We start from the raw sequence: 26,463 nt of genomic DNA on the forward strand, positions 1-26,463 counted from the left end.
GAAAAAAGTTTCAACTTGGCAAGTCTTGTGCCAATTGTTATGCTTTTGAAAATAACTACAGAACGGAGCGATTCTTCATGAGCGAACTTAGAACAATCCAACAAACCCATTCATTCCAATCAAAAAGCACGTTACAACAGCAACTTCATACGCTTGAGATTACACCCGGCGATAACATCATTGTTCATTCATCCCTCAAATCGATGGGGTGGATAGCGGGAGGAGCACAGGCAGTCGTCGAAGCTCTTATGGAAACCATAACACAAAATGGGACCATTGTTATGCCAGCACAATCCGCCGATAATTCAGATCCGTCTAATTGGATGCTTCCGCCCGTACCGGAAATGTGGCACGAACCCATTCGCCAATCCGTTCCAGCCTACGATCCCTATCTCACACATCTACGAGGAATGGGGAAAATTGCAGAGTGCTTCCACCGCCATCCAGCGGTAATTCGAAGCCCTCACCCCGCCCATTCCTTTATGGCGTGGGGGCGCCATGCAGAAGAGTGGATGGCTGAACATCCAATACAGGATTCATTCGGAATGACTTCACCATTGGGTAAGATGTTTGATGCAAATGTGAAAATTGTCATGATTGGCGTCGACTATGATACGTGCACAGCGCTTCACCTGTCCGAATACCTTGCACCGGGACTAACAGCTTCTCCAGATGGTGCGGCAATTATGCGAAATGGCGAACGCGTTTGGGCAACCTACGATATGGCTCATCTGGATTCTGACGTTTTCCCAGAGCTGGTCGAAATGTTTGAAAAAGTAAACCCTGAAGTTAGTATCGAAGGTTTACTCGGGCAGGCCACTTGCAAAATTGTTCCGATGAAACCGATGGTAGAGTTCGGCACGGGCTGGATTGCAGAGAAGAGAAAGCTGAACGCCGTGACCGGAGAATAAAGAAAAAACGATACGCCCTTATTAAAAGAACGCCTCTTCATATGCGAAGAGGCGTTCTTTTACCTATAAGCCACTTTTTCCGCGGACTTCACCAACGCCTCCACGGTCGTCAAACCCTTATGATGAAATGCATCGACAATCGCACTGCCCACTATTACGCCATCAGCAAAAGCACCAATCGTTCGAACTTGTTCAGGTGTCGAAATACCGAATCCGGCAAGTACAGGAACTGGACTTACTGCCTTTAATCCCTCTAAATGCGTTTGAAGATCATCGCCAAAACCATCCCGCACGCCTGTAATGCCATTGACCGTCACAGCGTAAATAAACCCTTCACCTGCAGCCGTAATTTTTTCGATTCGTTCCGGCGGACTTGTCAACGATACCAGTTGGATAAGCGCAACCTCGGAATCCACTAGCGCATCCCGCAACAATTCACTTTCCTCAAGCGGCAAATCTGGGATGATAAGACCACTAACACCACCGTCGCCGCAGTCCTTGATAAATTCCTGAATACCATAACTCAAAACCGGATTCAAATAAGTCATGATGACTAGTGGAACCGTCACTTCATCGATAAAATGAGTTAGTTCTTTTAACACCTTGCGAAGTGTCACCCCATGTGCAAGTGCCCGTTCCCCCGCTTCTTGAATCACCGGACCATCCGCTACTGGATCAGAAAATGGAATGCCGAGTTCAATCGCCGTCACGCCAACTTCCTGAAGAAATAAAATCTGTTCCTTCAACGCCTTCAGCCCGCCATCTCCCGCCATAATATACGGAACAAACGCCTTATCGCCACGTTCTACACAAGCATTAATGGCATTTGTTAAAATTGTTTTCGTCATCTCACTCCACCTCCTAAAGCATCGCGCACTGTTTGAACGTCTTTATCGCCCCGTCCTGATAGACAAATGACAAGGATGTCTTCCTCATCCATTTGGCTAGCCAATCCAACCGCATATTGCACGGCATGCGCACTTTCCAAAGCAGGGATAATGCCCTCTAATTTTGCTAACAGCTGCAAGCCTTCCAGTGCACCTGCATCCGTCACCGCCGTATACTTTACACGTCCAATATCATGTAAATGACAATGTTCGGGACCCACAGCTGGGTAATCCAGTCCCGCAGAAATCGAATGCGCCTCCTGAATAAAACCATCCTCATCCTGCAACACATACATATATGCTCCGTGTAAAACACCTTCTTTGCCATCTGCAATTGCAGCCGCGTGAAGCCCCGTCGCAAGTCCACTACCCGCTGCTTCCACACCGTACAAAGCGACTTCTTCGTCCTCCAAAAATGGATGGAACATGCCAATCGCGTTGCTTCCTCCACCAATGCACGCCACAATCGCGTCTGGCAGCCGTCCCGTTCTCTCCATGATTTGTTTTCTAGTCTCCACACCAATCACACGTTGGAAATCACGAACAATTTTCGGAAACGGATGTGGCCCGAGAGCAGAACCTAAAATGTAATGCGTATCTTCCACATTGGCTACCCAATAGCGCAACGCCTCATTAACCGCATCCTTGAGCGTACCGCCGCCTTTATCGACCGAAACGACTGTCGCACCAAGCAACTCCATGCGAAAAACATTCAATTCCTGCCTGCGAATATCCTCCGCTCCCATGAAAATCACACAATCAAGATCAAACAATGCACAAACCGTTGCCGTCGCAACACCGTGCTGACCCGCTCCGGTTTCCGCCACAATTTTCTTTTTACCCATGCGTACCGCAAGTAATGCCTGCCCAATCGTATTATTGATTTTGTGGGCACCCGTATGATTTAAATCCTCTCGTTTGAGGTAAATCTTTGCACCGCCCGCAGCCTTCGTCAGTCTTTCTGCGAAATAAAGCGGCGTCTCACGTCCAACAAAATCCTTTAAATAATGATTCACTTCATCCATGAAAGCCGGATCCACTATCGCCTCGTCGTATGCTTGCTCCAATTCCAACAGCGCCGTCATTAACGTCTCTGGCACAAATTGCCCGCCAAACTTCCCGTATCGACCTACTTGTAATTTCTGCACCATGCTCATCTCTCCTCATCTTTGACCGCCGAAATAAAAGCGCGAATCAAGGTCTCATCTTTTCTCTTCATTGTTTCCACGCCACTCGATACATCCACCATATACGGTTTCACACGCCGGATAGCCTCTCCGACATTGCCCACATTCAGTCCGCCTGCTAAAATAACATGATCTGGCTGTATGCCAACGTTCTTCATCAGCTCCCAATCGAACGTCAGCCCGCTGCCACCTTTAAAATCCGTTCCCGGCGTATCGAACAAAAAATAGTCTGCCTTATACTGTGTCGCACTGTTCACGTCTTCAACGCTGTGCACTGATAATACTTTAATAGAAGGAAGTCCAACCTTGTCGATAAAATCTGCACTTTCATTGCCATGGAATTGAATAACGTCGAGCGGTACTTTTTGATACGCTTCCTTCATTTCCTCTGGTGAAGCATCTACGAATACACCGATTTTTAGCACTCCAGGCGGAATCTCACGTGCAAGTTCCTGCGCTTCCGTAATGGTCACCCGTCTCCGACTCGGTGCAAACACAAAACCGATAGCATCTGCCCCCGCATCGACCGCAACTTTGACATGCTCCCGCTCCATCAATCCACAAATTTTCACTTTCGTCATCGAACCACCTCTTGCACAGCAACTTGCAATGACTGAATGGCTGTGGTGACTGACTCACTACGCATCAACGATTCACCAACAAGCACTGCACTCGCGCCTGCTTTCGATACACGCAATGCATCTTTGGTTTGCCAAATCCCACTTTCACTAATAAGCACACGCTTCTCATGGAATGGAAATAATGCTGCAATCTCTTCCGTCCGCTGTAAATCTACTTCGAAAGTACGGAGATCTCGATTATTCACACCAATCAACTTGGCATCAATGGCAAGTGCCCGTTTCAATTCTTCTGCATCATGTACTTCTACCAATACTTCTAACCCTGCTACCACGGCATATGCATAAAGTTCCGTCAGTTCTTCATCCGTAAGCGCCGCGACAATCAGCAGAATCACCGATGCACCCGCATTTTTCGCCCGGTCAATTTGAACAGTATGAATCATGAAATCTTTGCAAAGTAACGGAGTTGAAACGGCGTTTGCAACAGCCGCCAAGTCTTCGAATGACCCTTTAAAAAAGGGAGCATCCGTCAACACCGAAATGCATGCCGCCCCAGCTTCGTCATATATCATCGCCTGTGTAACAGGTTCCGCCCCTTCGGCAATTAACCCTTTCGACGGAGATGCACGCTTCATTTCCGCAATGACCTGTAAACGCTCCGATTGATACAGCCTATCGAATAAAGATGGACGCGACGGACGTTTTTCTTGTTGTACAGCCTGTTGTGCCAACAATTGCTCTACTTCACGACGTTTTTCTTGTAAGATTTCATCTAAAATCGTCATTTCGCCACCGCCTTTTGCCCAATCTTTTCACTAAAGGCAGCGACTGCTTCTAATTTCTGTAACGCTCTGCCAGACAAAATACTGTCTGTCGCCCGTTTCACACCTTCTTGAATCGTTCCCACTTGCCCATTGGCAAACAGCCCAATGCCCGCATTGAACACAATCGTATCGAAATGCGGACCGCGCTGCCCTTGGAAAATGGCACGAATAATTGCGGCATTTACCTTGGCACCGCCCCCGCGAATGGCTGAAGCAGGTGCAGGCGCCAATCCTACGTCATCGGCTGTCAGTGAAAATGGAATCAGATCACCTTTATCCAACAACACGAAAAAGTTTTGGCCTGCAAGCGACGCCTCATCCATGCCTCCTGCGCCTGATACAACAATCGCCCGCTCTCTTCCAAGCATTCGTAGAACGGTCGCATACTCCATCGTGAAATCAGGTCGATTAATACCCGTAAATTGCGTTTTTAACGGAATTGGATTCGTCAAAGGACCCACTAAATTGAAAATGGTTGGCTTACCAATTTGTTGCCGTATCGCGCCAATCCGTTTCATTTTCGGATGAACTTGCGGTGCATGAAGAAAGGTAATTCCTTCCCGACGAAGCAATTCAGCCGTTTCATCTGCGCTGAATTCTGAATGGACACCGAGCTCCTCCAACACATCAGAGCTACCCGCGGCACTCGAAATTTTACGATTGCCGTGCTTGGCGACCGATGCCCCCGCGCCCGCTAACACGAATGCGGATGCCGTACTAATATTAAAACTGTCCGAACCATCTCCACCTGTTCCACAATTATCCATGTAAACACCCTCGGGAACTGACAGTTGAACAGCATGCGATTTCATGACAGATGCGAGGGCTGCCACTTCATGAGCCGTCTCTCCTTTACGTGACAATGCAACAAGAAAATCGGCAATATCCCGCGAATCCGTTTGTTCATCAAAGATTTTATCTGCTACTTCCAACATTTCTTCATACATCAAGTGGTTCCCTAGCTCTACTTTTCTCACAATACCTCTCATCTCAATCTCTCCTCTGCTCGGCTCATTATTTAATTGACGACTTCTAACAACGAACGGGCTTTGTTAACCGTCTCCATATACTCATTCGTTGGATTTGACGCTGCCACAATCCCTGCACCTGCCTGAACATAAGCTTTTCCGTCTCTCACAATCATCGTACGAATCGTTAAGGCAAAATCCATATTGCCGTTGAAGCCGATATAACCAATGGCTCCTCCGTAGATGCCTCGATCCATTTGCTCTAATTCATCAATCAATTCCATCGCCCGTGTCTTTGGTGTCCCTGTTACCGTACCCGCTGGTAAACATGCGCTTAACGCATCTAATGAATGGAGTACTGGCGATAAATTCCCTTCTACCTCCGACACCAAATGCATGACGTGCTCATAACGGACAACTTCCATGTAGCTCGTCACGGTTACAGAATCTGCAACACAGATCTTCTCTAAATCACTCCGTCCAAGTTCAACTAGCATATCGTGTTCCGAAACCTCTTTCGGATCCGCACACAACTCTTTTTCAAGTGCCACATCTTCTGCCTTATCCTTGCCACGTCGGCGCGTCCCCGCAATCGGATTTGTCATGACTTTACCATTCGACACACGAACCAGACTTTCTGGCGATGTTCCCACCACGACATGATCATCGAATTCCATATAGTACATATACGGAGACGGATTACGTTTTCTCAGCTTGCGGTATAAGGAAAACGGATCGCCCTTAAAGTCTGCCACCATTCTTCTAGACAGCACAACTTGCTCCACTTCCCCATCCTCGATATAGCCTTTCGCTTCGCGTACTAACTCTTCAAACTGCGGTTGTGTCACGGAACAGCTATAGTCCGATATCTCAAAAGTAGAATCTTCCTTTTCCACACCTGACAACATACTCGCTGCCAGTGCATCCAGATCAGGAGCGCTTTGTACTTCATTAATCTCTGTATGCAGCAATGTCACTTCATTCAATACATGGTCGAAAACAACGATGGTTTCATAAATATTGAAATTGACATCAGGATACCCCAAATTCTCCTCCGTACGTCGACCACCTTGCCGCGCTGCCCCATATCCAACATAGCCAACCGCACCGCCTGTGAATGGAAAATCGATATCGTCTGTAATCTGCGGTATCAATCGTTTTAGTAACACAAACAAATCGCCCTCATGACTGTATGTCTTCCCCGTTGCGTAAACACGTTCCTCAATCTTGCCGTCCCTTCCGCAATAGCACTTCAACGGATCCATGCCCATAAACGAATACCGCCCAGATCCCTCATGTTTCGATGAACTTTCCAACAAAAACTTCCGCTCACCCCGCATTCTTCTAAAAATTAATATCGGGGTAAGAGAATCACCATTTACCTTCTTCATCGTCGTCCGTAAACTCTTCTGCACTGTGCTCATCTCATCTCTCCTCTTCTGGGTTCTATATAAGTTGAATTGTATAGTCACATTGAATCCGCTACGGCGCTAGGGGATGCCTTTCACCATAAGCCAGACAGCTTCGCCGTCAGTCTTATGGTGAAAGGCTCCCCCTTGGAAGGCGCCTTCGCTTAGTTTAAATAGATATTCATTTGTTCAACTTATATAGTTTATAAAACAAAAAAAGCCCTCTGCAAAAGGACATAAAAGTCCGATTGCAGAGGACGGAGTAAACCGCGTTGCCACCTCTAATTGAAGCATTGCTGCTTCCACTTAGCGTGTCTTAATCAATTATGCCTCGGCATAATTGCGTCCGGATTTTGAATTGAGCGAAGCTTAATTCACTCCTTTCAAAATCTGTGACATCCGCCGAAGGCTTTAACTTGCTTCAGCAAGTTAATAAGACACATCCCATAACGTAGGATCCACGTCTCCCTTGAAAAAATTCAAAGGAACTCTCATAAGCCCATTCACACCAGCCGCGAATCAGTTTCCACCACCCACTGACTCTCTACAATCGCGCACCCATGCTACTCTTCTTATTCAACAATTTCTCAGCTATGCTCTTCTCATCTCGGCTCATCTATCCGTGGGCGATACCGCTCTCGATACCTTCTACCCGTCTTCGAACAAAAAAGTTATTCTTATCTTAGTACGAGACTCTTTAATTGTCAACCTTTTCTGAAACAAAAATGGTAGATGATTATTACCGCATAACCTGCACTTACTACCACTCAATAACAAAACGAGCAAATTCCTTGCCGACACGCTACAATAGAAGAAAGAAATTTCCTGGATAGGGTGACAGCTATGAGAATTAATAAATATTTAAGTGAAGCGGGAATCGTTTCCCGCCGCGGTGCAGATAAATGGATTGAAGACGGACGTATAACCATTAACGGACAACTGGCGGAACTTGGCAGTAAAGTTCAAGAGGGCGACGACGTTCGTGCCGATGGCAAACCTGTTAAAACGGAAGAACAACTCGTCTATATTGCACTCAATAAGCCCGTCGGCATCACTAGTACGACAGAACGCCATATCGAAGGAAATGTCGTCGATTTTATCAACCATCCCCTCCGCATTTTCCATATCGGACGACTCGACAAAGACTCGGATGGACTGCTTCTTCTGACAAACGATGGTGATATCGTCAATGAAATACTGCGTGAAGAGCATGGTCATGAAAAAGAATATATCGTCACCGTCGACCATCCCATTTCGAAAACATTCATCGACAAAATGGAATCCGGCGTCAACATACTTGGCACAACAACGAAACCATGCAAAGTGAAACAACTTGGCCCACGCAAATTCAACATCACTTTAACGCAAGGCCTAAACCGCCAAATTCGTCGCATGTGTTCCGCACTCGGCTACAATGTCCAGAACTTGCGACGCACACGTATCCTCAACATCCATCTTGGCAATTTACCAAACGGCCAATGGCGTGATTTGACGAAAGAAGAGCTGGACGAAATGTTTAGCATAATGAATTACCAGCCGAAACGATAAGACAACAAAAGCCATCCCCTGTTTTGCGACAAGGGATGGCTTTTTTATTCCAACTGAACATTTGTCAGTTCTATCGCAATGTTGTCCAACACTTCGTTAACCGTATCACTCAAATAATTATTCACCATCACCGAAAAAATAAGTGTTTCACCATTTTTCGTTTGAACATACCCCGACAAAGCGGTAACGCCATTTAGTGAACCTGTTTTGGCCTGGACATTTTCCGCCGCCGTAGTCCCTTTCATCCTATTTCGCAATGTCCCGCCGATAAATCGCTCCTCATTCCCTGCAACTGGAAGTGCATTCAAAAATGCCGGATACCACGATTTCGATTGTACGGCATACAGTAATTGGGTCACTTCATTGGCTGTGACAAGGTTTTTATGCGACATGCCTGATCCATCACGCAGTAAAAGTGTTGTTGTATCCAGCCCCATATCGGCAAGCGTTGCTTTCATGACGGCTAGACCCTTAGGCCAACTACCGTCGCCACCAATCACCCGGCCCATTTCTTTAACAAGTACTTCTGCATGTCCGTTATTGCTTAGTTTCATGAACGGGATAAACAACTCACTCAGTGGGATGGACTGCTTCGATTTCAATAAAGTGGCTCCTTTAGGAACCGTTCGACGTTCGACTACTGGCGTTGCGGTAAACGAAATGCCCCGTTCTTCGATGGTTTGTTTGAAAACGTCGACCGCGTAATCCGTCGGTTCCCAAACAGAAACCCACGAACGTACTTTTTCTGCCCCGACTGGAATGGTTCCTGAAACGACCAGTATATTCGAACCATGTTGTCGTTTAACCCGTATACTTTGCCTCTTTCCTTTTGCCACTGTCCTCGTCTGATTGACGATTGTCACATAGCTATTTGCAGGAACCATCACCACTTTCCCCGCTTCCTCAACCTTTTTCGCCGGGGTCACCTCGACAATGACTGTTCCAGTGTCATAATCTTGATTCGGTGAGAGTGTCAGCGCTGATACTTGTGCGCCCGTATAGTTCGATTCGTCGGACCAGTTTAAGTCCTGGGAAAGCCTAACGCTGTCATACCATGTGTCATCTCCATAAATATTTCCATTAATCGTTCGAATACCTTGCGTTTTTAATTCGGACGTAAATGCATTTAAATCCTGCCTCGTCAGCGTGGGATCACCTTGCCCGCGTAAATAGAGGTCGCCATGAAGTACACCGTCCCGCACTGTTCCGTCCATGTACAATTCCGTTTTAAACGTGTAATCATGACCAAGCGTCTCAAGTGCCGCAGCACCCGTCAACAATTTCATGACGGATGCGGGGTGGACCCGTGTGTCTCCTAGGTTTTCGTAAATAATGTCACCGCTTGATGCATTACGGACACTGATGGCAGTCGTCGCACCTTGGAGTCTTGAATCATTTAGAATTTCGTCAAGTTTATTCAATTGGCTAGTCGCATGGACTAGACTAACTGCTTGCAACCCCTCATTTGACTTAGTAACTGGCTCCTCCGTTTTTTGCTGTCCCAACGGTAATAGCATAAGCGCTAGGATGAAAAAAAGGACAAGGCACGCCATTCGATTCTTATTCAGTACATTTCCCGCCTTTCAACAATCAGCGCAATTATAGGTTGCATGACATTACTTCATTCTTTATTTAGAATAGTGAACAAGCCAACCATCAGGACCACAAGAAACACCTGTCCCACGCCAGCCTTCTGTCAGTAGCTTTTGCTGGGACTTTGTATCTTGCATCGGAATATACTGCTCCGTTTCATATTCCTTCCCTTCTTCATGAAGATGTTTTACAAAAACATACCGCAATAGACCACCATACTTCCTCTTCAAAGCAGCAATCTCCATTTGCTGTGCAAACTTGTCCCTTAAACTTGCAATATTGTACGGGGCAACCGTTGCGCACACATATTTAAACTCCTCTTTCCGTAACTGTTCCATTAACACTTCGCCCATCAGCTTTTGAAGGCGATGCCCACGATAGCGCGGCAATACATTCGATATTTCCTGATAAACAACAGACGACAACTCCGTCAGGTCAAGCTCAATATCATGACCGAGATGCTCGTCATCGATTGCCGGCACAAGTAACGCGCGGAATGCTACTAACCGACCACCTGTAAACACGCCTACCATCTTACCTCCGCCAGACAAAATATATGCATACTCTTCCTCCGACAATGGAGACATCGATTTTGGATTATCCAATACATACAGCACTTCCTGTTGCACACCTAAAATAGCCGCAACATCTTCTGGGTACAGCATTCGAATGTAAAACGGATCATTCTCTCTAAACAACCCGCGATATAGAGCATCCATTTTCCATCCCTCCATTCTGCGCTAAATTCAATAACTCATTTTGCAATAACTCGACCTATCGCGCTTAGTCTGCCCGCGACAGGACAATTCACAAACAAGAACTTAGCCATTTATTTTTAGTATAAGCGCCACCACATGTTGAATTAAAAAAGTAGTTACTATACCCACATCGGGTGGAGTAACTACTTTTATTTTCACCGAAAGTCATTCTCTTATACTTTGAGATAGCCAAATTACGTTTGGGTCTTTTGCAAAGTTCGCGATGTTATATAAAAACAACACTTCAGAAATGTTTTGTTCAGTCATATACGTAAGAATATCCGAATGATAATACCGAAGGTCGAGTACATGTATTTCCTCAAAATGGTTCGCTAAAAAAGGGATCAGTGCATGTGCGTAGGAATCTTTCACGACAGCTAACTTACGGCCATTGCTGACTCCGGTTTTTATAGTCACAAGTGCATGATTGCCATCCAAGAACAGCGAATACTTATCTTTCTTTTCAAGATAACCCCATTCGTACAATGAATCCGTTTGTCGCCCGTCTTCATAGGTGACCATTTGAGTCGTATCAAACCTCGGCAAATATACTTCAATCTCGTCTGGTTCAATGCCAATTGTATTTGCTTTGGCATGCAATGTACCGAAAAAGTTTTTCGATACCGTTTCAATGCGAAAGTCATCCTTCTCGTAAGGCTCTATTCCCATTGCTTTCGCTACTTCCCTATAAGCCAAATACGCACCACGCATCGTCCAATGATGATCCGTTTTAAAATAAATTTGCTCATCTTTATTCGACTGGAGCGTATCGAATACATCAATCACTCCCGCGACAGAAGCCAATTGTCGTGCCGCAACTTCAAACGCATCTCTTTCGCTAGCGGTTTGTGAAAAAAGCGGCAGCTTATCCTCATAGAAAGCAATCGAAGTTGGAGCGAGCAACATATACGACTGGATTTCTTGCGCATAGGCCGTAAAATTTTTCACGTATTCCATATTTTTATCAAACTGGTCACTAGGTTTTTCAAATGGCTCAATGAGAAATCCACCTTTACCAAAGAACACTCCATTGTTTTCTTTTTTCAATGAAGCCCTTTCCGACATTGCCTTCAGCTGAACCCAACGGTCTTTCCATACAAACTGGTCAGACATATACGTTTCAAAACGTGCCGTGAACTTCCCAGAAGCAAAGTTAGGCAATGTCCATTCAGGTATTTGAGCCAATGGGCGATTTTCCCTCTCAGAGAAAGTACGGTCTTTAGATAAGACATTGAATAGCCCTATTCCAAAAATAAATAAAAGAAACGCACCCACAAATATTTTTTTATATATAGCCAATGCGTTTCCTCCTAAAACCGAAAATAAAGAAATGGGTTGTATGAATCGTCCGCTAAATAAGCAGTCGACAAGACGAGAATGAGTAAACAAAATACAGGAATCACGATTTCATCAATCAGCTTATGCCCACGCGTTAGTTTAGTCCTCAACATCTTCCAAATTGGAACCATCCCCAAAAGTGCTAATAAAAAAAGGACCGCATTAGTATACATATCGTACATGAAGCGCTCATTCACCAATATTTGTCCTGAAAAACCAAACATGATTTTCAAATAGGTTAAGCTCATGGAAAGGTCTTCAAAAACGAATAACGTCCAACTAATCATAACGATAATAAACGCATAGACATGTTGAAATATTGGATGCATTTTCTCAAGCAGTACAAGTAATCCTGCCTTTTCAATCGCAATCACTACACCAAAGTATAGACCCCAGGCCACGAAATTCCATGCAGCCCCATGCCATAAACCAGTCAGACCCCAGACAATGAATAAGTTTAGATAAAGTCTGAATTTCCCTTTTCTACTACCACCGAGCGGAATATAGACGTAATCCCGAAACCAGGTACCAAGCGTCATATGCCATCTTCGCCAAAACTCCGTGATGCTACGGGATGCAAACGGATAATTGAAGTTTTGCGGAAAACTAAAACCGAACATTTTCCCCAGCCCAATCGCCATATCGGAATAACCACTAAAGTCAAAATAGAGTTGTAAGCCAAAAGCTGCAATCCCCATCCACGCTGATAGAACCGATAATTCGGCAGGACTTTGCTGCTGAATTTCACTCCATAGGAACCCAATATTATTGGCAAGCAATACTTTCTTTCCAAGACCAATCAAAAAGATTTTAACGCCTTCAGAAAATTGATCAAGCGTTACGTGCCTATTTTTCAGTTCGCGTTCAATAATTTCGTACCGGACGATAGGTCCTGCAATAAGTTGCGGAAACAAACAAACGTACAATGCAAGCGTCAACGGATTGCGTTGCGCCTTCACCTTTCCCCGATACACATCAATGGCATACGACATCGTTTGAAACGTATAAAAAGATAAGCCAATTGGCAATGGAAGATCGAGCGCATCTATATTCATTCCCAAAAGATGATTGATGTTTACAATTAAAAAATCCGCATATTTGAAAAAAGATAACAAACTTAAATTGATCACAATAGAGGACAATAACCCGATCCGAGCCTTAAGCGGAGAAGTCAGACGATGCTTTTGAATGAACAACCCATGAAAATAATCTGTAATGGCCGAAAAGATCATTAAGAAAATATAAACAGGCTCTCCCCATGCATAAAAGATAAGGCTGACAATCAGGAGAATACCATTTTTCATCTTTCTTGAACCGCAAGAATACAGGAGTAATGTAATTGGTAAAAAGAAAAATAGAAATAATAAGCTACTGAATACCACACAACCACTCCCTTGTTCCTGCTATGTAGAAGGCGCTGAATAAGCGCCTATCAAATATGCCTTGGCGTATTTGCGTCCAGATTTTGAATTGATCCTGCTCAATTCACTCCCTTCAAAATCTGTGACATCCGCCGGAGGCTTCTAAAGGCGCTAAATAAGCGCCTTTAGAAATCATTTTACTTTCTCGTCAAAAACCTTCTCTACTGCACCTACATTGCCATACGTGACATATAAAACATAATTCCCTTTAGTCTTTAACACATTGTTTTTCACTTTTTCATATTGATCTGGAAGATATCGCTCCCATGTTTGGATTTGTGCGTCTAATTCTTTTTGTAACGATGCTTTCAGAGTATCTGCACCCTTGTCATCCTTTGCTTTTAAAATGATAATTTCATCTGCATTGGTATTGAACATCGGCATATACATTGAACCTTCTGCAAGTAACTCTTTATCAAGTCCCGTACGTTCAAAAAAGATTTGCCCAAATGGATCGTCCGTTGCAATTTCGACTAAATTTGTTTCCACATAACCTTGAAGAATTTCCACATCAGATTGTCCATCATCAAATCCTGCGTCTTTTATATCTTGTACGATTTGTCCTTTAATACCCTCAAGGATTTCATTGACGGAGACGTCGGTCTTGTCGGCTCCGTCCGAGCTTCCACCTTTAGACCCAGCACTTGTACATCCCGCTATTGTAAAAATAACGAGTGCACCTATCATTATTCCTAGCATTTTTTTCACAAAAAACTCCTCCTTAACCTCTCAACTAGTCACACTTACTTGGACAGTTGACTTATTTGACGGATGAATCCCTTTTTCGTTTCAACCATTTATTGGTAGTCATCTAACCGTAGTCGAACGCGTATAAGAAAAAGAGTTAAGACAATAATCATATCGTCTTAACTCTTTGTTATACCAATGCTTTTATACTTTAAAGAATTCAATCTGCTCTTGTAAATCGACGGCTAGATGAGCCAATGACTCCGCCGAGGCTGCAATTTCCTGCATGGACGCTAACTGTTCCTCTGTAGAAGCTGCGACATTCTGCGTACCAGACGCAGCCTCTTCTGCAATTTCAGCTAAAGCATGTTCTGATTGGAGAACTTGATCGACACCAACCGAGATTTGTTGAGCAGCGGCAGATACACTTTGTAACTGACTGGCTACATCATCAACCGACGTACGGATTTGAGCAAATGATTCACCCGCTTTGTTGACGACCTCTATGCCGTCTGTTACTTCAGTGGTCGTTTGCTGCATCGACCGAACAGCTACTTGCGTCTCCTCTTGTATCAGAGCAATCATTTGTGCAATGGTTTGAGCCGAACCTGCCGATTGTTCAGCTAATTTACGAACTTCATCCGCTACGACCGCAAATCCTTTGCCATGTTCTCCCGCTCTTGCAGACTCGATCGCTGCATTTAGCGCTAAGAGATTTGTTTGCGTTGCAATATTGGTAATCTCTTCGATAATATTACCAATATCTCGAGAGCGTTCTCCCAATCCTTCTACCACACTCGATAGTTGGGTAACAGTTACATTGATAGAACTCATTTGTTCAATAGTCGATTGAATCGCTTCGTTTCCTTCTAATGCTCTTTGTGATGTTTCAATTGCATTTGTGGAAATTTCTTGTGTATTTGATGCGATTAAATGAATACTACTAGCCATTTCTTCAACGACTTTTTGACTCTCCTTCGTACCTTCTACCTGACGCTCCGCACCATGCGCTACCTCTTGGACTGTATGTGCGACCTCTTCACTCGCCTTAGTAGATTCCTCAGCACTCGCCGTCAATTGCTCAGAAGAAGCTGCTACTTGTTCCGATGTATCATTGACCTGTTTCATCAATTCCCGTAGCCGCGCTACCATACTATTAAAGGAAGTCGTTAGAACACCAATCTCATCTTTGGAGCGGTACTTCCCTTCTACCGTTAAGTCACCATGCTCCGCCTCCACCATCAGTGTTCCAATCTCTTTCAGCGGGTTAACAATCATACGAACAATTACAATTCCCATCAAAACTTTTAACACAAGCGCTACGAGGATGACCATTATTACAATCAGATTGCTCGTTTTAACACTTTCCGTAGTACTCGCCTCTAAGTCATCTGCATATTGTTCTAAATAGATCCCTGTTTCTTCCAATTGTGCATTTGTCGTTTCTAATGCCCCTTTGACTTCTTTTTGATACCTCGCAAAAGCCAAATCAACATCCCCTGAGAAAGCTAAATCTGCGACCTTTTGCAACTCTGCTATATAAAGTACATAGCTTTGTCTGAACTGAACCATTTTCGCTGTTTCAGCATCAGAGATGATAGCTTCTTCCAAGATAACTTGCAGCTCTTTATTCTTTTCAATTCGCTCAACAATGAGATCTCTTAACTCTTCTTGGACCTTACTATCAGTTGTCAATAGCATCTCCAGCGTGTAGCCATCGACCGCCAGATTATTTGTACGAATTTGAGACTGCCACTTGATTGGTAGTAGCGCATCCTGGTACATTCTCTCGGAGTTTTCATTCATTTGTTGCATAAAATAAAAACCTGTTCCCCCAATCGAAAAGAAAATAACAACGGAGAAAGATATTAAAACAAATAATTTCCTACCTATTTTCGCATTTCGCAAGCCCACTTATAACCTTCCTCCTTCTTGATAATCGTTTAATCTGTGTGTAAAAAGATACATTTCTTGAGTAATTCTTAGCTCTTCAGCTATTTAATCTGAATTTTACATTTGAAATTTCCAACCGCCGTATCTATGCCGAGCGATAAAATACCCAAAATATTATTTCGCATAAAATAGCATAAAGCACTATTCTAGCATTATAGCATGTACTTATTAGATAGTTCCAACTACATATCCGTATTTGAAAATTAGCAATGCATCTGCAGTTCGTTTTTTTCCTAAACACGTAATTCACCGGTTATTATCGATACCCGTAAATCGCATAGTAGAAACAAAAAAACATAGGACTCAATTTTTATACCAAAACCCTTTTGTCTTTATTCAAGTTACTATTCATACCATGTCAAAGGCGGGCGGATTTCCTAGGTTCTTTATGACGAAATCACATGGAGGGATAAAAATGCGAAAAAGCGAGTATCAAGATCAAAGAACGGTTCGCATCATTAAAAAAGGGATTAGTTTCGGATCTTGCCTTGCTATGATCATCTCCTATACCGCCTATCAGTCCATCGGATGGGCGATTATACACGGTTGTTTAAGTTGGCTTTATGTAATTTATTATTTCATTAAATATGCACCTAGCTTGTTCTAACAACGCAAAAAAGAGTTAAGACGATTATCGTCTTAACTCTTTTCAATCCAATACTTATACCAACTCAGCAACACGCTCAAGCATTGTGCCGTGCTTAGCTAGATTTGTATGCCATGAAAATGCTTTTTCTAATACATGCGGTGTTTGCCCGCCTCTTTCAAGTGCTTCCTTATAGTACTCGCGCAGTTGTTCGCGGTACATCGGGTGTGCACAATTCTCGATAATAAGCCCTACACGTTCGCGTGGAGCCAGTCCGCGCAAATCAGCATAACCTTGCTCTGTCACGATGACATCCACATCATGCTCCGTATGATCCACGTGTGTCGCAAACGGAACGATACTTGAAATATCGCCTCCTTTTGCTACCGATTTCGTCACAAAAATCGCAAGACGCGCATTACGAGCGAAATCACCCGATCCACCAATTCCGTTCATCATTTTCGTTCCAGACACATGCGTTGAATTGACGTTACCGTAAATATCCAACTCAAGTGCTGTGTTAATAGAAATTAAACCAAGACGACGAATAATCTCCGGATGATTCGAAATTTCCTGTGGACGCATAATTAGCTTATCCCGATATTGTTCAAAGTTATTAAATACTTGATCCATCTTGTCTTCTGAAAGTGTAATGGATGCACAAGAAGCAAAGCGAACCTTGCCCGCGTCGATTAAATCGAACACTGCATCCTGCAATACTTCTGAGTACACTTCCAAATCTTTAAATTCAGAGTCGATCATGCCGTGAAGAACTGCATTTGCAACAGAACCAATACCTGACTGTAAAGGAGCAAGACTTTCTGTCAGTCTTCCTGCTTGCACTTCCGTACGTAAAAACGACAGTAAATGCTGTGCCATCACTTCTGTTTCATGATCGGGCATCTCGATTGTCGACGGTGAGTCTTGTTGATTCGTAAAGACGATACCTTTGACCTTTGTCATGTCGATTGGAATGCCTGTCGTACCAATACGATCATCTGCTTTCGTCAATTGAATCGGCATACGTTCGCCTTGTTTACCAGGGTCATATAAATCATGGATCCCTTCCAACTGTGTCGACTGAGCTGTATTAATCTCGATAATGATGGATTTTGCATGTGTTGCAAATGTTAAAGAGTTCCCAACAGAAGTTGTTGGAATCAGCATTCCATCCTCTGTGATTGAAATCGCTTCCAAAATCGCAAAGTCAATCGGTTCGATCACTTCTGCGCGAACAAGTTCAGCTGTATGTGATAAATGGTGGTCAACGAATAGATGCTCACCTTGATTTATTTTATTACGCATTGCACGGTCAGCTTGGAATGGCAATCTTTTATTGACGATACCTGCTTCTGCAAACAATTTATCGATATCGCAACCTAATGATGCTCCCGTAAATACGTTAACTTTGAAAAACTCTGTTTCGGCACGTTTTACCAATGCCAATGGAACTGCTTTTACGTCCCCCGCACGTGTAAATCCGCTTAATCCTAGTGTCATACCATCTTCAATCCAAGAAGCCGCTTCTTCCGGTGACACAACAACTTCTCGCAATTGAATGTTTTTAATCCGATCCATATGAGTTCCCATCTATAACTGCCCCTTTTCATAACTTTTAGATAATAATATCTTAAGCGCTTACAAAAAAGAGAATTTCTGGTCTGGATACAGAATTACCGGTCGAAGCGTACTTTTTATTGTTTAAAGCAGCGCGTTAAAAATCGAGTAATTTTCGGAAATAGCTGGAGTATGACTGACTGACGGGAATACGCGTTCCATCATTCATCGAAAGTACGAACGTTGAGTGTGTATCAGGGAAAATTTCTTTAATATGATGGACATTCACGATGAAAGAACGATGGCATCGTACAAATGATTCCCTGGGCAATAAAAACTCAAAGTTTTGCAGAGAATTTTTATGCGTACCCGAAAAACCATCCGCTACTACATACGTTTTCCGATCCTTCACTTCTATGTACTTCACGTCTGCAAAAGGTACTGGGATCCATCCATCATTTGTTTTTACCGTGACGACAGACTTACCATTCGTATAAGCTGGATAAATTGCTGTTACACACCCAACGAGTTTCCCGTCTTTATGAAACGGTACAGCCATTCCATGATAAGGTACACCAAACAAATCGCGACTGATGAACTCCGATACTTTCTGATTCCGAAGGAGCGCTTTATAGGCAATTGTCCCTTCTCTTACCGGATCTCCTGGCTTAATTTTTAAATCTACCCGCTTACTGGAACGGTAATAAAGATACTCTTCTGTATTTGACACAACAATTGAGACTTCATCTGAAAATAATTCTCCAACTACATCCAAAAGCGCATCCAGACTCAAAATTTCCATTCTATCAAAAACTCCTTTATGAACAACAATGTTGAAATAACTTGTCTATCTTTCAATCCTTCTATTATAATACTATATAATAGTATCCAAAAAATTTAGAATATTAGAGGGGGAAGGCACATGCTAGTAAGGGACTTATATCTACCAAAGCAAGAGGTAGTAATTGCGAACAATGAACAAACGGTTATGGACGTGTTAACTAAAATCAAAGAAAGTGGCTACCGCTGCATTCCCGTTGTAGACAGTAATGAAAATTATAAAGGCATGATTTACAAGGTACATTTAATAGAATACATTTACGAAGATGGCGGGGACAAGAATACAACCGTCGAACAATTATTGAAACACCAGGATATCTTTATATCCGAGCGTTCTTCCTTCTTAAATGCTTTAATCGCAATTAAGTCCCTGCCGTTTTTAAGTGTCGTTGAAAATGACAAACTGATTGGTATCTTAACGCATAATAAGGTGGAAAGTGTACTGGAAGATGCATTTGGTTTAAATACAGGTGGCATTAATATCACCATCTCTTCAACTGAAGCTAAAGGAATGATTGAGAAATTAACGAAAGTATTAAGAGGCGATAATATAGAAGGCATGTTTACGCTGGATAATGGTTCCGTACTCGCAAGAAGGGTCGTCATCACACTTGAAGGCGATAAGACGGAAGCAGATATTGCTAAACTAAGTGAAAAACTGGAGAAAAGTGGTTTTAGAATATTACACATCGATACGATCGAAAAAAGTAGTTGAAGAAAAGGCTAGATCACAGCGAATGAGTTCGCTTGATCTAGCCTTTTTTTGTATCGAGGATGAAAGAAATTCTGCTAAACTCGCTACGGCGCTAGGGGATGCCTCCCGCCACAAGCCAGACAGCTGCGCCTGCAAGGCTCCTTCGCTTAGTTTGTACATTTATTTAGATATTCAGCTTATCTAGTTATTATCATACAAATTCGATGAAAGAAAAATTGTTAGCACAGTATACTATCAACCCATCACTCATTTATATATTTTACAACTGCCATTTCCTTACCAAACCTATCGCCATTATCAACAAATCCCAAACTTGAGTATAAATTATGTGCCCCTAAATTTTCGGGATGATAACCTACTACAACTTTTTTTGCATTCGGTATTTTAGTCATTTCTGTAATCATTAACTTAGTTGCCGCTTTACCTATACCCCTGCCTTGGAATTCCCTATCCACCATTATTCTATATACCCAATAGCCATGGAGTTCTTCTTGAATAGAATTATACATTACAAAACCCACTACTTTTTCTTCAAAATAAATAGCATAGGGCTTTAATGTAGGCTCAAACTTTGATTGAGCTATTGATATAGCATTTGGCTCAATGTATTCCATTTGTTCTTTTGATACCTCTAATTCACAGCATTCGTACCAATTTTCTGCATTTAATTCTACAAGTTTCACATTATCAGTGCTCATAAAATTTCCCCTTTCAAAGTTCAGGGAAACGCTCAACCATTTCGTTAATTAGGCGTAATCCCCTTGTGGTCATTAACGATAAAAAGACTTTTATTTTCCATAATGAACGCCTCCTCTAACAAATACTTCCTAGAATGAATTTGTTGAACATTCAGGTCATTAAATTGTACCATGTTTTTCAGTTGAGTCTCTATTCTTTTTAAACTAAGCCGCTTTACTAATCTGTCGCAATTCAAAAAGGAGCTGCTCGGGCTCCTTTACTTGCACTACTATTTACTTTTTATTAAATCAATCGCATAGTACATAAGCGAAATTAAATACGAGAGCAATATAACAATGATTGCTCCGAATATATAAATAGCAGTCTCAACATAAACACCACCATCAAATACAAAGGCCATTAGAAAAAAGGAAGATATACTGGCTAGTAAAGTTAAGAAAAAGATACTCATATATTTTGACTTGCTATCTCCCCCTAGCAACTTAACTTTCCCTTGTCGATCCACTTCAATCACTTTGCGCTTATCTAGTTCTATTACGCTTGGATGAATCTCTGAATCTCGATCTGAGAAGAACCATCTTCTATTCTCACTAACTAAGATTAAAAACGAACTCTCACGTCCCATAAAGTTAAATTGCTCTTTCAATGGAAGGTCATCTTTAACGGGAATACCGAACTCCATTAATTGCTGCCCCACTGACAACACATCATTTGTGGTTATGCTCATTTCACTTATCTTTAAAATGGATTGAGAAGAAAAATAACCTTCAACAGTTGGTGATGATTTTCTCGCTATCAATTCAACGATATTTTTGGATGGGTCTTCAAAATACAATGAATAGGCATCCAAATTCTCGAAGTACACTTCATCATCGCCATCTTCCCTATTCAATACCACTTTGGCTTTGGCCCACTCTTTTGCGGCTTTAAATTGATTGGAAGGAATATCAAACGCAAAATGATAGCTAGGATGGTCATTCAAATTACTTTGTTGAAATTCCAGTTCGCTTTTCCCTGCCTCAATGACAAAAGAATCTTCGGTTTCATCCAATAAATTGAATCCTAGTAATGTAACATAAAAGTCTTTTGTCTTAGCCAGCTCGTTACTATACAGCTTTACTTTACTGATTAACATACGGATTACCTCCAGGTAAATTTAACGCTTTATAGCGTCTATAATTAATGAAGGACATACAAGCTTATCCCCCTGGTTTCTTGGATCGAATTTTTTAGAGCGAAAAATCAAGCCATCTTTTCCATCCCACTCATTTTGATAAAAATATCCATTTTCATCGCAATACTCAAGTAACTTAACTTCATATCCCGCAGCTTCAAACACTTTTGATAACGTTTTATAAGTATGAACTACTTTGTGACTAGCAGCTGGATGTTCTTTTGGGCCAGGCCCGCCTACTTTAACTATATTTTGATAGGTCTCATCAGGAAAATATCCATCTGGAACGGCACAACGAATATAACCTGAGGGCTTTAGGTATCTGTAACAAAGTTTTGCCGCTTCTATTCCTTCTTCATACGAAAGATGCTCCCATACGTGTTCGGCTAATATGGCGGTTATCGAATTTTCATCAAACTTATCACGCCAAGTATTCACGTCTAATAAATTGAGTTCCTCTTCCTGTGTATGTAGCCAACCTGGATTATTATGATATTCACCTGCACCAATTACGACCTTGATTGCCTCTTCCTTAAAGACCATGAATTTCGCCCCATTCTTCAGTTCATATGATTAAGCTAACCAAGCAACCGACCAACAAATATAATGGAAAGTAACACCAACGAAAAACCCGAGGTGAAAATAATAGTGAATACGCTCCTAGTCATCACCTTCCATTCCCTTACATCCTTTAACCCGATCAATCCAAGAAAAAATGTACTCACCGCCATACCCAAGACAATATCTAACGGATGAATACCTGTGATTTCGTTAAAACTCTGGGATACAGACGATGTTGCAATAAAAAATGCTGGAATACAACAAAAAGAAAGGAGAAAGGACCATACATTCAAATTATTTTTCATACGCACCCCCTGTTACAATTCTCTTTAAGCCTAGCACTTACCTATAATCCACTAACCACTTTTCCAAGTCTCCGGTACCCATGATTGAATTAATAGTTGCGGGTTCTAACTGAATTGTTTTGTTTTTATAGCTAACACCAAAGTGGTGAAAGTTTACACCTTCTTTTTTTAAAGCACTTAATAGCAGCAATATCCTTTCAACTTCGTTATCCCTATTGTCATTTGTTATTTCGAATTCTACCATAGAGATACCGACTTCAACGGTCGAGTATTGTATAAAATCAGGTGTTTGAGGTCCCACGACAACGTTATTGTTTTCCATTTCCAAAATTCGCACAGCATAATTAAAATTATCAGGAAAGTATTTCTCGACAATCGGACCTAATTTTTCATTTGCTTGTTTTCCCCAGTTATCATGATGGTAACTATCTTCGATTTCCTTTGTATATGGATTTTGACCAACATAAAAAGTTACATCAGGGTTATCCCTAGCGTGAACATAAGCGTGATATGTTCTACCGTGAAAAATATCAAATGAAATTTTCTCGATAATAAAATCCTTGTTGTATTCTTCTTCCAAATACGCCTCGAACTTTTTTTTATACGAAACTAAATCCCAAGGTTTCCCGTAATTAAAATAAAAAACGAATCCACAGATGACAGCAAAAATAATGGCCAAAACAAGGATTACTTTTGATTTTAACAACCGCATTTCAACACCCCCAATAATCCAATCAACACTAATAGACGTTAATAATTCTGAATAGTTACATATTTATCGGTAGTTTCTTTTCCTTTTCTTTTCAAATGAAGTAATCGATAAACCCTCCTTCACTTTGACTTCTCCCATTTTGACAAATCCACTTTTCTTGTAGAAGGAGATAGCCGGCGTATTTTTAGAACCCGTTGATACAATCAGCGTTTCATCCCCTTCTCCGTGGCTTTCAATGAAGTCCAGTAACCTCTTAGCAATTCCTTTTCTAAAGTGTTTTGGATGCACCATTAACCGATGAATATCAATGATATCCCCTTCTATCTTTACGGAAATGACGCCGCCCAACTCTCCATCTACATAGTATCCATAGAAAGTTTCTCCACATCGTTGCAATGTGCTCACCGTATCCCGCAATGGCGGAATGTCATAACAATCGATCAACTCCGCCTCTACCTTATACGATGCGAGTTGAACGCTTAATACCTCTTCAGCAATTTTTTGATTTGTCACATCTATTTTTATAATCATTTCTTTCAACCTCCCTAATTCAATACATACCAAAAAGCGAGGCCACTTTTCACGGTGTACCTCGCCTTTCTTGTTAAGCTACGTTCACTTTATCATCCGGTTCTGGAACCTTCGCAAGTAGAACAAGACCGATAATAAACAAGATAACAAGACTGAACACTCCGTTTGCGGAGTTCCCTGTCAGCTGTGTGGTCAACGCTACCAATAATGGCCCCATAACCGATGCAAACTTACCGAAAATATTATAGAAGCCGAAAAACTCATTCGCCTTCTCTTTCGGGACAATTCTCGCATAATACGATCGGCTAAGTGCCTGGATGCCGCCCTGCGACGTCGCAACAAGCATGGCCAATATCCAGAAATCCATCGTTGTTTTCATGAAATATGCATAAATACAAACGATGATATAGACACAAATCCCAACGTACAACATCTTTTTCCCCGTAAACTTCTGCGCTAGCTTGCCGTAAAGAATTGAAAATGGTGCTGCTACGACTTGTGTAACAAACAAAATAATGAGCAGGCTTGTCGCGCCAATCCCTAAATCTGTTCCATAGGCCGTTGACATATTAATTATCGTCCCGACACCGTCGATATAAAAGAAGTAAGCCAGTAAGAATAGAAACACTGTCCGATATTTACGGATTTCTTTAAATGTCCCGCCAAGGCGTCTAAAACTACCACCAAGCAGATTCGGCTCACGTTTAATGCCATGAAGCTGATGAACATTTTTCAGCATTGGAATTGTAAACGCAAACCACCAAATTGCTGTAATGACAAAGGCCAGCTTACTCGCCGTAGGCATTGCAAGTGGAATAATCGCCTTTTCGGCCAATAAAATAATAGCAATACTAATAATAAAAGGAATTGTACTCCCGATATAACCTAAACCAAAGCCACGTGCAGATATATGGTTCATCCGCTTTTCCGCTGTTACATCCACAAGAAATGCATCGTAAAATATATTCGCCCCATGGAAACCAACAGCGGTTATCGTGTAAATAATCAATAGCCACAGCCAATTATCCCCCGGCACAAATGCCAATGAGATTGTAGAAACAGAACCCATTAGGAAGAAAAGCAGGAAAAATTTCTTCTTTAATCCTTCATAATCCGCAATTGCCCCTAAAATCGGTCCAATCATCGCCAATATGAACGTTGCAATAGCAACTGAATAACCTAAATACGCGGTTGAATTCGACAGACTTACACCAGCATCTGTTGCGACTGCCTTGTAATACAGTGGAAAAACTGCTGTCGTAATAATGATTGAATACGCTGAGTTCGCCCAATCATAGAAAATCCAACTATTCTCTTGTTTTGTATACTTCTTCATCCCCACACCCCTTCCATTCTCTATGGATAGTTTACACGATAATGAATGTAAACATTGTAAAGGTTCAATCTACTCTAGTTTCAAAAATTCCTCTATCACCTTACCGTCCGTCTTCCCTAAATCTAGCCCTAGAAGTCTTGCAAACGTTGGTCCTTCGTCAACCAACCTCATGTGCCCAATCTCCACATTCTGTTGAATCCCTTTCCCTGCCGCAATGAAAACTGTAGAGTAGTCCTCTTTTGTTGGTAAATAGCCGTGAGAAGCATGTGTATACTTGCCCGCCACCACATCCTCCGCTGTAATAACATCGATTGCCTCTCCATCATGATGCTCTGTGAAGTAAAAACCATGTCGTGCTTCTACCATAAAAGCAGCATGCTCGTCCGCACCTCTTAATCCCGCCTCAGCACCCTCCAATACGAATTCAATGCCATTGTCTTCATTAACCGCAAGGGAATGTAACAACGCACGCACCTTTTCCTTCGTCTGCTCATCTTTCACATAAATATAAGCTGAACCGTCATTACTCTTACAATATGCCTGCCAATCTTTCACCATTCCACGCCGATTCAGTTGGATTAAACCACTTTCCTTCAATAATACATTCAACTTCACAGCCCTCGTATGATCCAGCGAACTATGATCGCCAAGCGCAACAATGGTCGTCTGCTCATACATACCACTTTCCTTCAAAGCCGTTACAATTTCACCAAGGCGCCTATCATGGCGGTGAATTGCCCCATGCGCCTCCTTCGAAGAAAAACCGTGATGATGACGCTGTGTATCAAGGTCTACCAAATGAATCAGCATCAAGTTTGGCTGTTTCGTTTTAATCGTATGTATTGTCGACGCAGTCACGAAATCATCCAAATCCGGCTGCGCAATCCCCTTCCGAAGATAACCAAACTTATTATTCATCTCGATTTGATAACGCTTGCTACCATTCATGAATGACACAGCAATTTGATGATGCCACGGCCGATTCGCAAAAATCTCAGGCATATGAAAATCAATCTTCGCTTTTGCCGTCACTGGCCACAGCAATGCCGCCGTCGACAAGCCCGCTTTCTTCGCCTCATCATATAACGTTGTCCCTTTAACATGACGGCGATGCCAGTACCAGTCTGGCGAAGGACGATTCGGTTGAAGCAATGTGTTCGTCACCACTCCATGCCGATTCGGAACCTTCCCCGTCACAATGCTCGTATGGCAGGGATAAGTTACCGAAGGATAGACTGTCTCAACATGTTTACAAATCGCCGCTTTTTCCAATAGCTCCTTGAAATTCGGCAACTTCTCTAACAACGGCAGGTCCAGCGACGATAAACAATCAAACGAAATAACGAGCAAATGATCCGTTAAACGTGCCATGTCAATCCTCC

General features: G+C 42.4%; 26 protein-coding genes and 1 other annotated feature. Of the genes, 4 read left to right on the plus strand and 22 right to left on the minus strand.

Translation table 11 applies throughout. The annotated features are described in order from the left end of the window. Positions 1-77: 77 nt before the first annotated feature. A complete protein-coding gene (locus ACIQ0H_RS13350; protein ID WP_403415450.1) occupies positions 78-911 on the plus strand; it encodes an AAC(3) family N-acetyltransferase in 834 nt (277 codons plus the stop codon). Between the two features lie 59 nt (positions 912-970). Here the strand turns inward: ACIQ0H_RS13350 and trpA are convergent, their stop codons facing one another. From trpA to ACIQ0H_RS13380, 6 genes are read right to left on the minus strand one after another with little or no spacing between them, the layout of a single operon-like run. Next, entirely contained in the window at positions 971-1,759 is a 789-nt protein-coding gene (gene trpA, locus ACIQ0H_RS13355; protein WP_403415453.1) for a tryptophan synthase subunit alpha, read from the minus strand. Then, positions 1,756-2,949, minus strand: coding sequence for a tryptophan synthase subunit beta (trpB, locus tag ACIQ0H_RS13360; protein ID WP_403415456.1), 1,194 nt, complete (start codon positions 2,947-2,949; stop codon positions 1,756-1,758). Before trpB ends, trpA begins: the two co-directional genes overlap by 4 nt. A 2-nt stretch (positions 2,950-2,951) precedes the next feature. Beyond that, positions 2,952-3,566: a phosphoribosylanthranilate isomerase gene (locus tag ACIQ0H_RS13365; RefSeq protein ID WP_403415458.1), complete on the minus strand. Its 615-nt coding sequence runs from the start codon at positions 3,564-3,566 to the stop codon at positions 2,952-2,954. Further along, positions 3,563-4,351 (minus strand): indole-3-glycerol phosphate synthase TrpC, encoded by a 789-nt coding sequence (gene trpC, locus ACIQ0H_RS13370; protein ID WP_403415461.1) that lies wholly within the window; start codon positions 4,349-4,351, stop codon positions 3,563-3,565. Before trpC ends, ACIQ0H_RS13365 begins: the two co-directional genes overlap by 4 nt. Continuing rightward, complete coding sequence (trpD, locus tag ACIQ0H_RS13375; RefSeq protein ID WP_403415463.1) at positions 4,348-5,379, minus strand: anthranilate phosphoribosyltransferase; 1,032 nt, start codon at positions 5,377-5,379, stop codon at positions 4,348-4,350. The genes trpC and trpD overlap by 4 nt, the downstream gene beginning before the upstream one ends. A gap of 29 nt (positions 5,380-5,408) precedes the next feature. Further along, entirely contained in the window at positions 5,409-6,782 is a 1,374-nt protein-coding gene (locus ACIQ0H_RS13380; protein ID WP_403415465.1) for an anthranilate synthase component I family protein, read from the minus strand. A 235-nt stretch (positions 6,783-7,017) separates the two neighbouring features. After that, positions 7,018-7,356: a binding site (T-box leader), on the minus strand. Between the two features lie 254 nt (positions 7,357-7,610). Here ACIQ0H_RS13380 and rluF point away from each other — a divergent pair. After that, the gene (gene rluF, locus ACIQ0H_RS13385; RefSeq protein WP_403415467.1) at positions 7,611-8,315 is read left to right on the plus strand and encodes a 23S rRNA pseudouridine(2604) synthase RluF; all 705 of its coding nucleotides are present in this window, start codon (positions 7,611-7,613) and stop codon (positions 8,313-8,315) included. 44 nt (positions 8,316-8,359) lie between these two features. Here the strand turns inward: rluF and dacB are convergent, their stop codons facing one another. The 6 genes from dacB to ACIQ0H_RS13415 form a co-directional block, all read right to left on the minus strand. Further along, entirely contained in the window at positions 8,360-9,832 is a 1,473-nt protein-coding gene (gene dacB / locus ACIQ0H_RS13390) for a D-alanyl-D-alanine carboxypeptidase/D-alanyl-D-alanine endopeptidase (RefSeq protein WP_403415470.1), read from the minus strand. Positions 9,833-9,943: 111 nt separating this feature from the next. Further along, positions 9,944-10,627 carry a GNAT family N-acetyltransferase gene (locus ACIQ0H_RS13395; RefSeq protein ID WP_403415472.1) on the minus strand — a complete coding sequence of 228 codons (684 nt, stop codon included), beginning with the start codon at positions 10,625-10,627 and terminating at the stop codon, positions 9,944-9,946. A 204-nt stretch (positions 10,628-10,831) separates the two neighbouring features. Next, positions 10,832-11,965, minus strand: coding sequence for a DHHW family protein (locus ACIQ0H_RS13400; protein WP_403415475.1), 1,134 nt, complete (start codon positions 11,963-11,965; stop codon positions 10,832-10,834). An 11-nt stretch (positions 11,966-11,976) separates the two neighbouring features. After that, positions 11,977-13,386 carry an MBOAT family O-acyltransferase gene (locus ACIQ0H_RS13405; protein WP_403415477.1) on the minus strand — a complete coding sequence of 470 codons (1,410 nt, stop codon included), beginning with the start codon at positions 13,384-13,386 and terminating at the stop codon, positions 11,977-11,979. A gap of 171 nt (positions 13,387-13,557) precedes the next feature. Beyond that, on the minus strand, positions 13,558-14,124 hold the full coding sequence (locus ACIQ0H_RS13410) for a DUF4358 domain-containing protein (protein WP_403415747.1): 567 nt from the start codon (positions 14,122-14,124) through the stop codon (positions 13,558-13,560). Positions 14,125-14,316: 192 nt separating this feature from the next. Then, entirely contained in the window at positions 14,317-16,026 is a 1,710-nt protein-coding gene (locus ACIQ0H_RS13415) for a methyl-accepting chemotaxis protein (protein ID WP_403415480.1), read from the minus strand. A 454-nt stretch (positions 16,027-16,480) separates the two neighbouring features. On the opposite strand from ACIQ0H_RS13415, the gene ACIQ0H_RS13420 reads away from it, so the two are divergent. Then, positions 16,481-16,672: a hypothetical protein gene (locus ACIQ0H_RS13420; protein ID WP_403415483.1), complete on the plus strand. Its 192-nt coding sequence runs from the start codon at positions 16,481-16,483 to the stop codon at positions 16,670-16,672. A 54-nt stretch (positions 16,673-16,726) separates the two neighbouring features. Here the strand turns inward: ACIQ0H_RS13420 and scpC are convergent, their stop codons facing one another. Together scpC and ACIQ0H_RS13430 are read right to left on the minus strand one after the other, a co-directional pair. Beyond that, the gene (gene scpC, locus ACIQ0H_RS13425; protein ID WP_403415486.1) at positions 16,727-18,241 is read right to left on the minus strand and encodes a succinyl-CoA:acetate CoA-transferase ScpC; all 1,515 of its coding nucleotides are present in this window, start codon (positions 18,239-18,241) and stop codon (positions 16,727-16,729) included. A gap of 124 nt (positions 18,242-18,365) precedes the next feature. Continuing rightward, positions 18,366-19,010 (minus strand): LytTR family DNA-binding domain-containing protein, encoded by a 645-nt coding sequence (locus ACIQ0H_RS13430; RefSeq protein ID WP_403415489.1) that lies wholly within the window; start codon positions 19,008-19,010, stop codon positions 18,366-18,368. Positions 19,011-19,130: 120 nt separating this feature from the next. On the opposite strand from ACIQ0H_RS13430, the gene ACIQ0H_RS13435 reads away from it, so the two are divergent. Further along, positions 19,131-19,763 (plus strand): CBS domain-containing protein, encoded by a 633-nt coding sequence (locus tag ACIQ0H_RS13435; RefSeq protein ID WP_403415492.1) that lies wholly within the window; start codon positions 19,131-19,133, stop codon positions 19,761-19,763. Positions 19,764-20,005: 242 nt separating this feature from the next. Here ACIQ0H_RS13435 and ACIQ0H_RS13440 read toward each other — a convergent pair whose 3' ends face one another. The 8 genes from ACIQ0H_RS13440 to ACIQ0H_RS13475 all read right to left on the minus strand — a co-directional run bounded on the left by ACIQ0H_RS13440 (position 20,006) and on the right by ACIQ0H_RS13475 (position 26,452). Further along, positions 20,006-20,461, minus strand: a complete 456-nt coding sequence (locus ACIQ0H_RS13440) for a GNAT family N-acetyltransferase (protein WP_403415495.1) — start codon at positions 20,459-20,461, stop codon at positions 20,006-20,008. Between the two features lie 269 nt (positions 20,462-20,730). Further along, positions 20,731-21,597 carry a VOC family protein gene (locus tag ACIQ0H_RS13445; protein ID WP_403415498.1) on the minus strand — a complete coding sequence of 289 codons (867 nt, stop codon included), beginning with the start codon at positions 21,595-21,597 and terminating at the stop codon, positions 20,731-20,733. A gap of 21 nt (positions 21,598-21,618) precedes the next feature. Beyond that, entirely contained in the window at positions 21,619-22,179 is a 561-nt protein-coding gene (locus ACIQ0H_RS13450) for a class I SAM-dependent methyltransferase (RefSeq protein ID WP_403415501.1), read from the minus strand. A gap of 35 nt (positions 22,180-22,214) precedes the next feature. Then, the gene (locus ACIQ0H_RS13455; RefSeq protein ID WP_403415503.1) at positions 22,215-22,502 is read right to left on the minus strand and encodes a hypothetical protein; all 288 of its coding nucleotides are present in this window, start codon (positions 22,500-22,502) and stop codon (positions 22,215-22,217) included. Positions 22,503-22,539: 37 nt separating this feature from the next. Next, positions 22,540-23,208: a DUF3139 domain-containing protein gene (locus tag ACIQ0H_RS13460; protein ID WP_403415506.1), complete on the minus strand. Its 669-nt coding sequence runs from the start codon at positions 23,206-23,208 to the stop codon at positions 22,540-22,542. A gap of 69 nt (positions 23,209-23,277) precedes the next feature. Further along, positions 23,278-23,745: a GNAT family N-acetyltransferase gene (locus ACIQ0H_RS13465; RefSeq protein ID WP_403415509.1), complete on the minus strand. Its 468-nt coding sequence runs from the start codon at positions 23,743-23,745 to the stop codon at positions 23,278-23,280. 73 nt (positions 23,746-23,818) lie between these two features. Then, entirely contained in the window at positions 23,819-25,081 is a 1,263-nt protein-coding gene (locus ACIQ0H_RS13470; protein ID WP_403415510.1) for an MFS transporter, read from the minus strand. A 69-nt stretch (positions 25,082-25,150) separates the two neighbouring features. Further along, on the minus strand, positions 25,151-26,452 hold the full coding sequence (locus ACIQ0H_RS13475) for an alkaline phosphatase family protein (protein WP_403415513.1): 1,302 nt from the start codon (positions 26,450-26,452) through the stop codon (positions 25,151-25,153). Positions 26,453-26,463: the final 11 nt, after the last annotated feature.

It is taken from the genome of Sporosarcina sp. NPDC096371 (assembly GCF_044762865.1).
Classification (GTDB): Bacteria; Bacillota; Bacilli; order Bacillales_A; family Planococcaceae; genus Sporosarcina.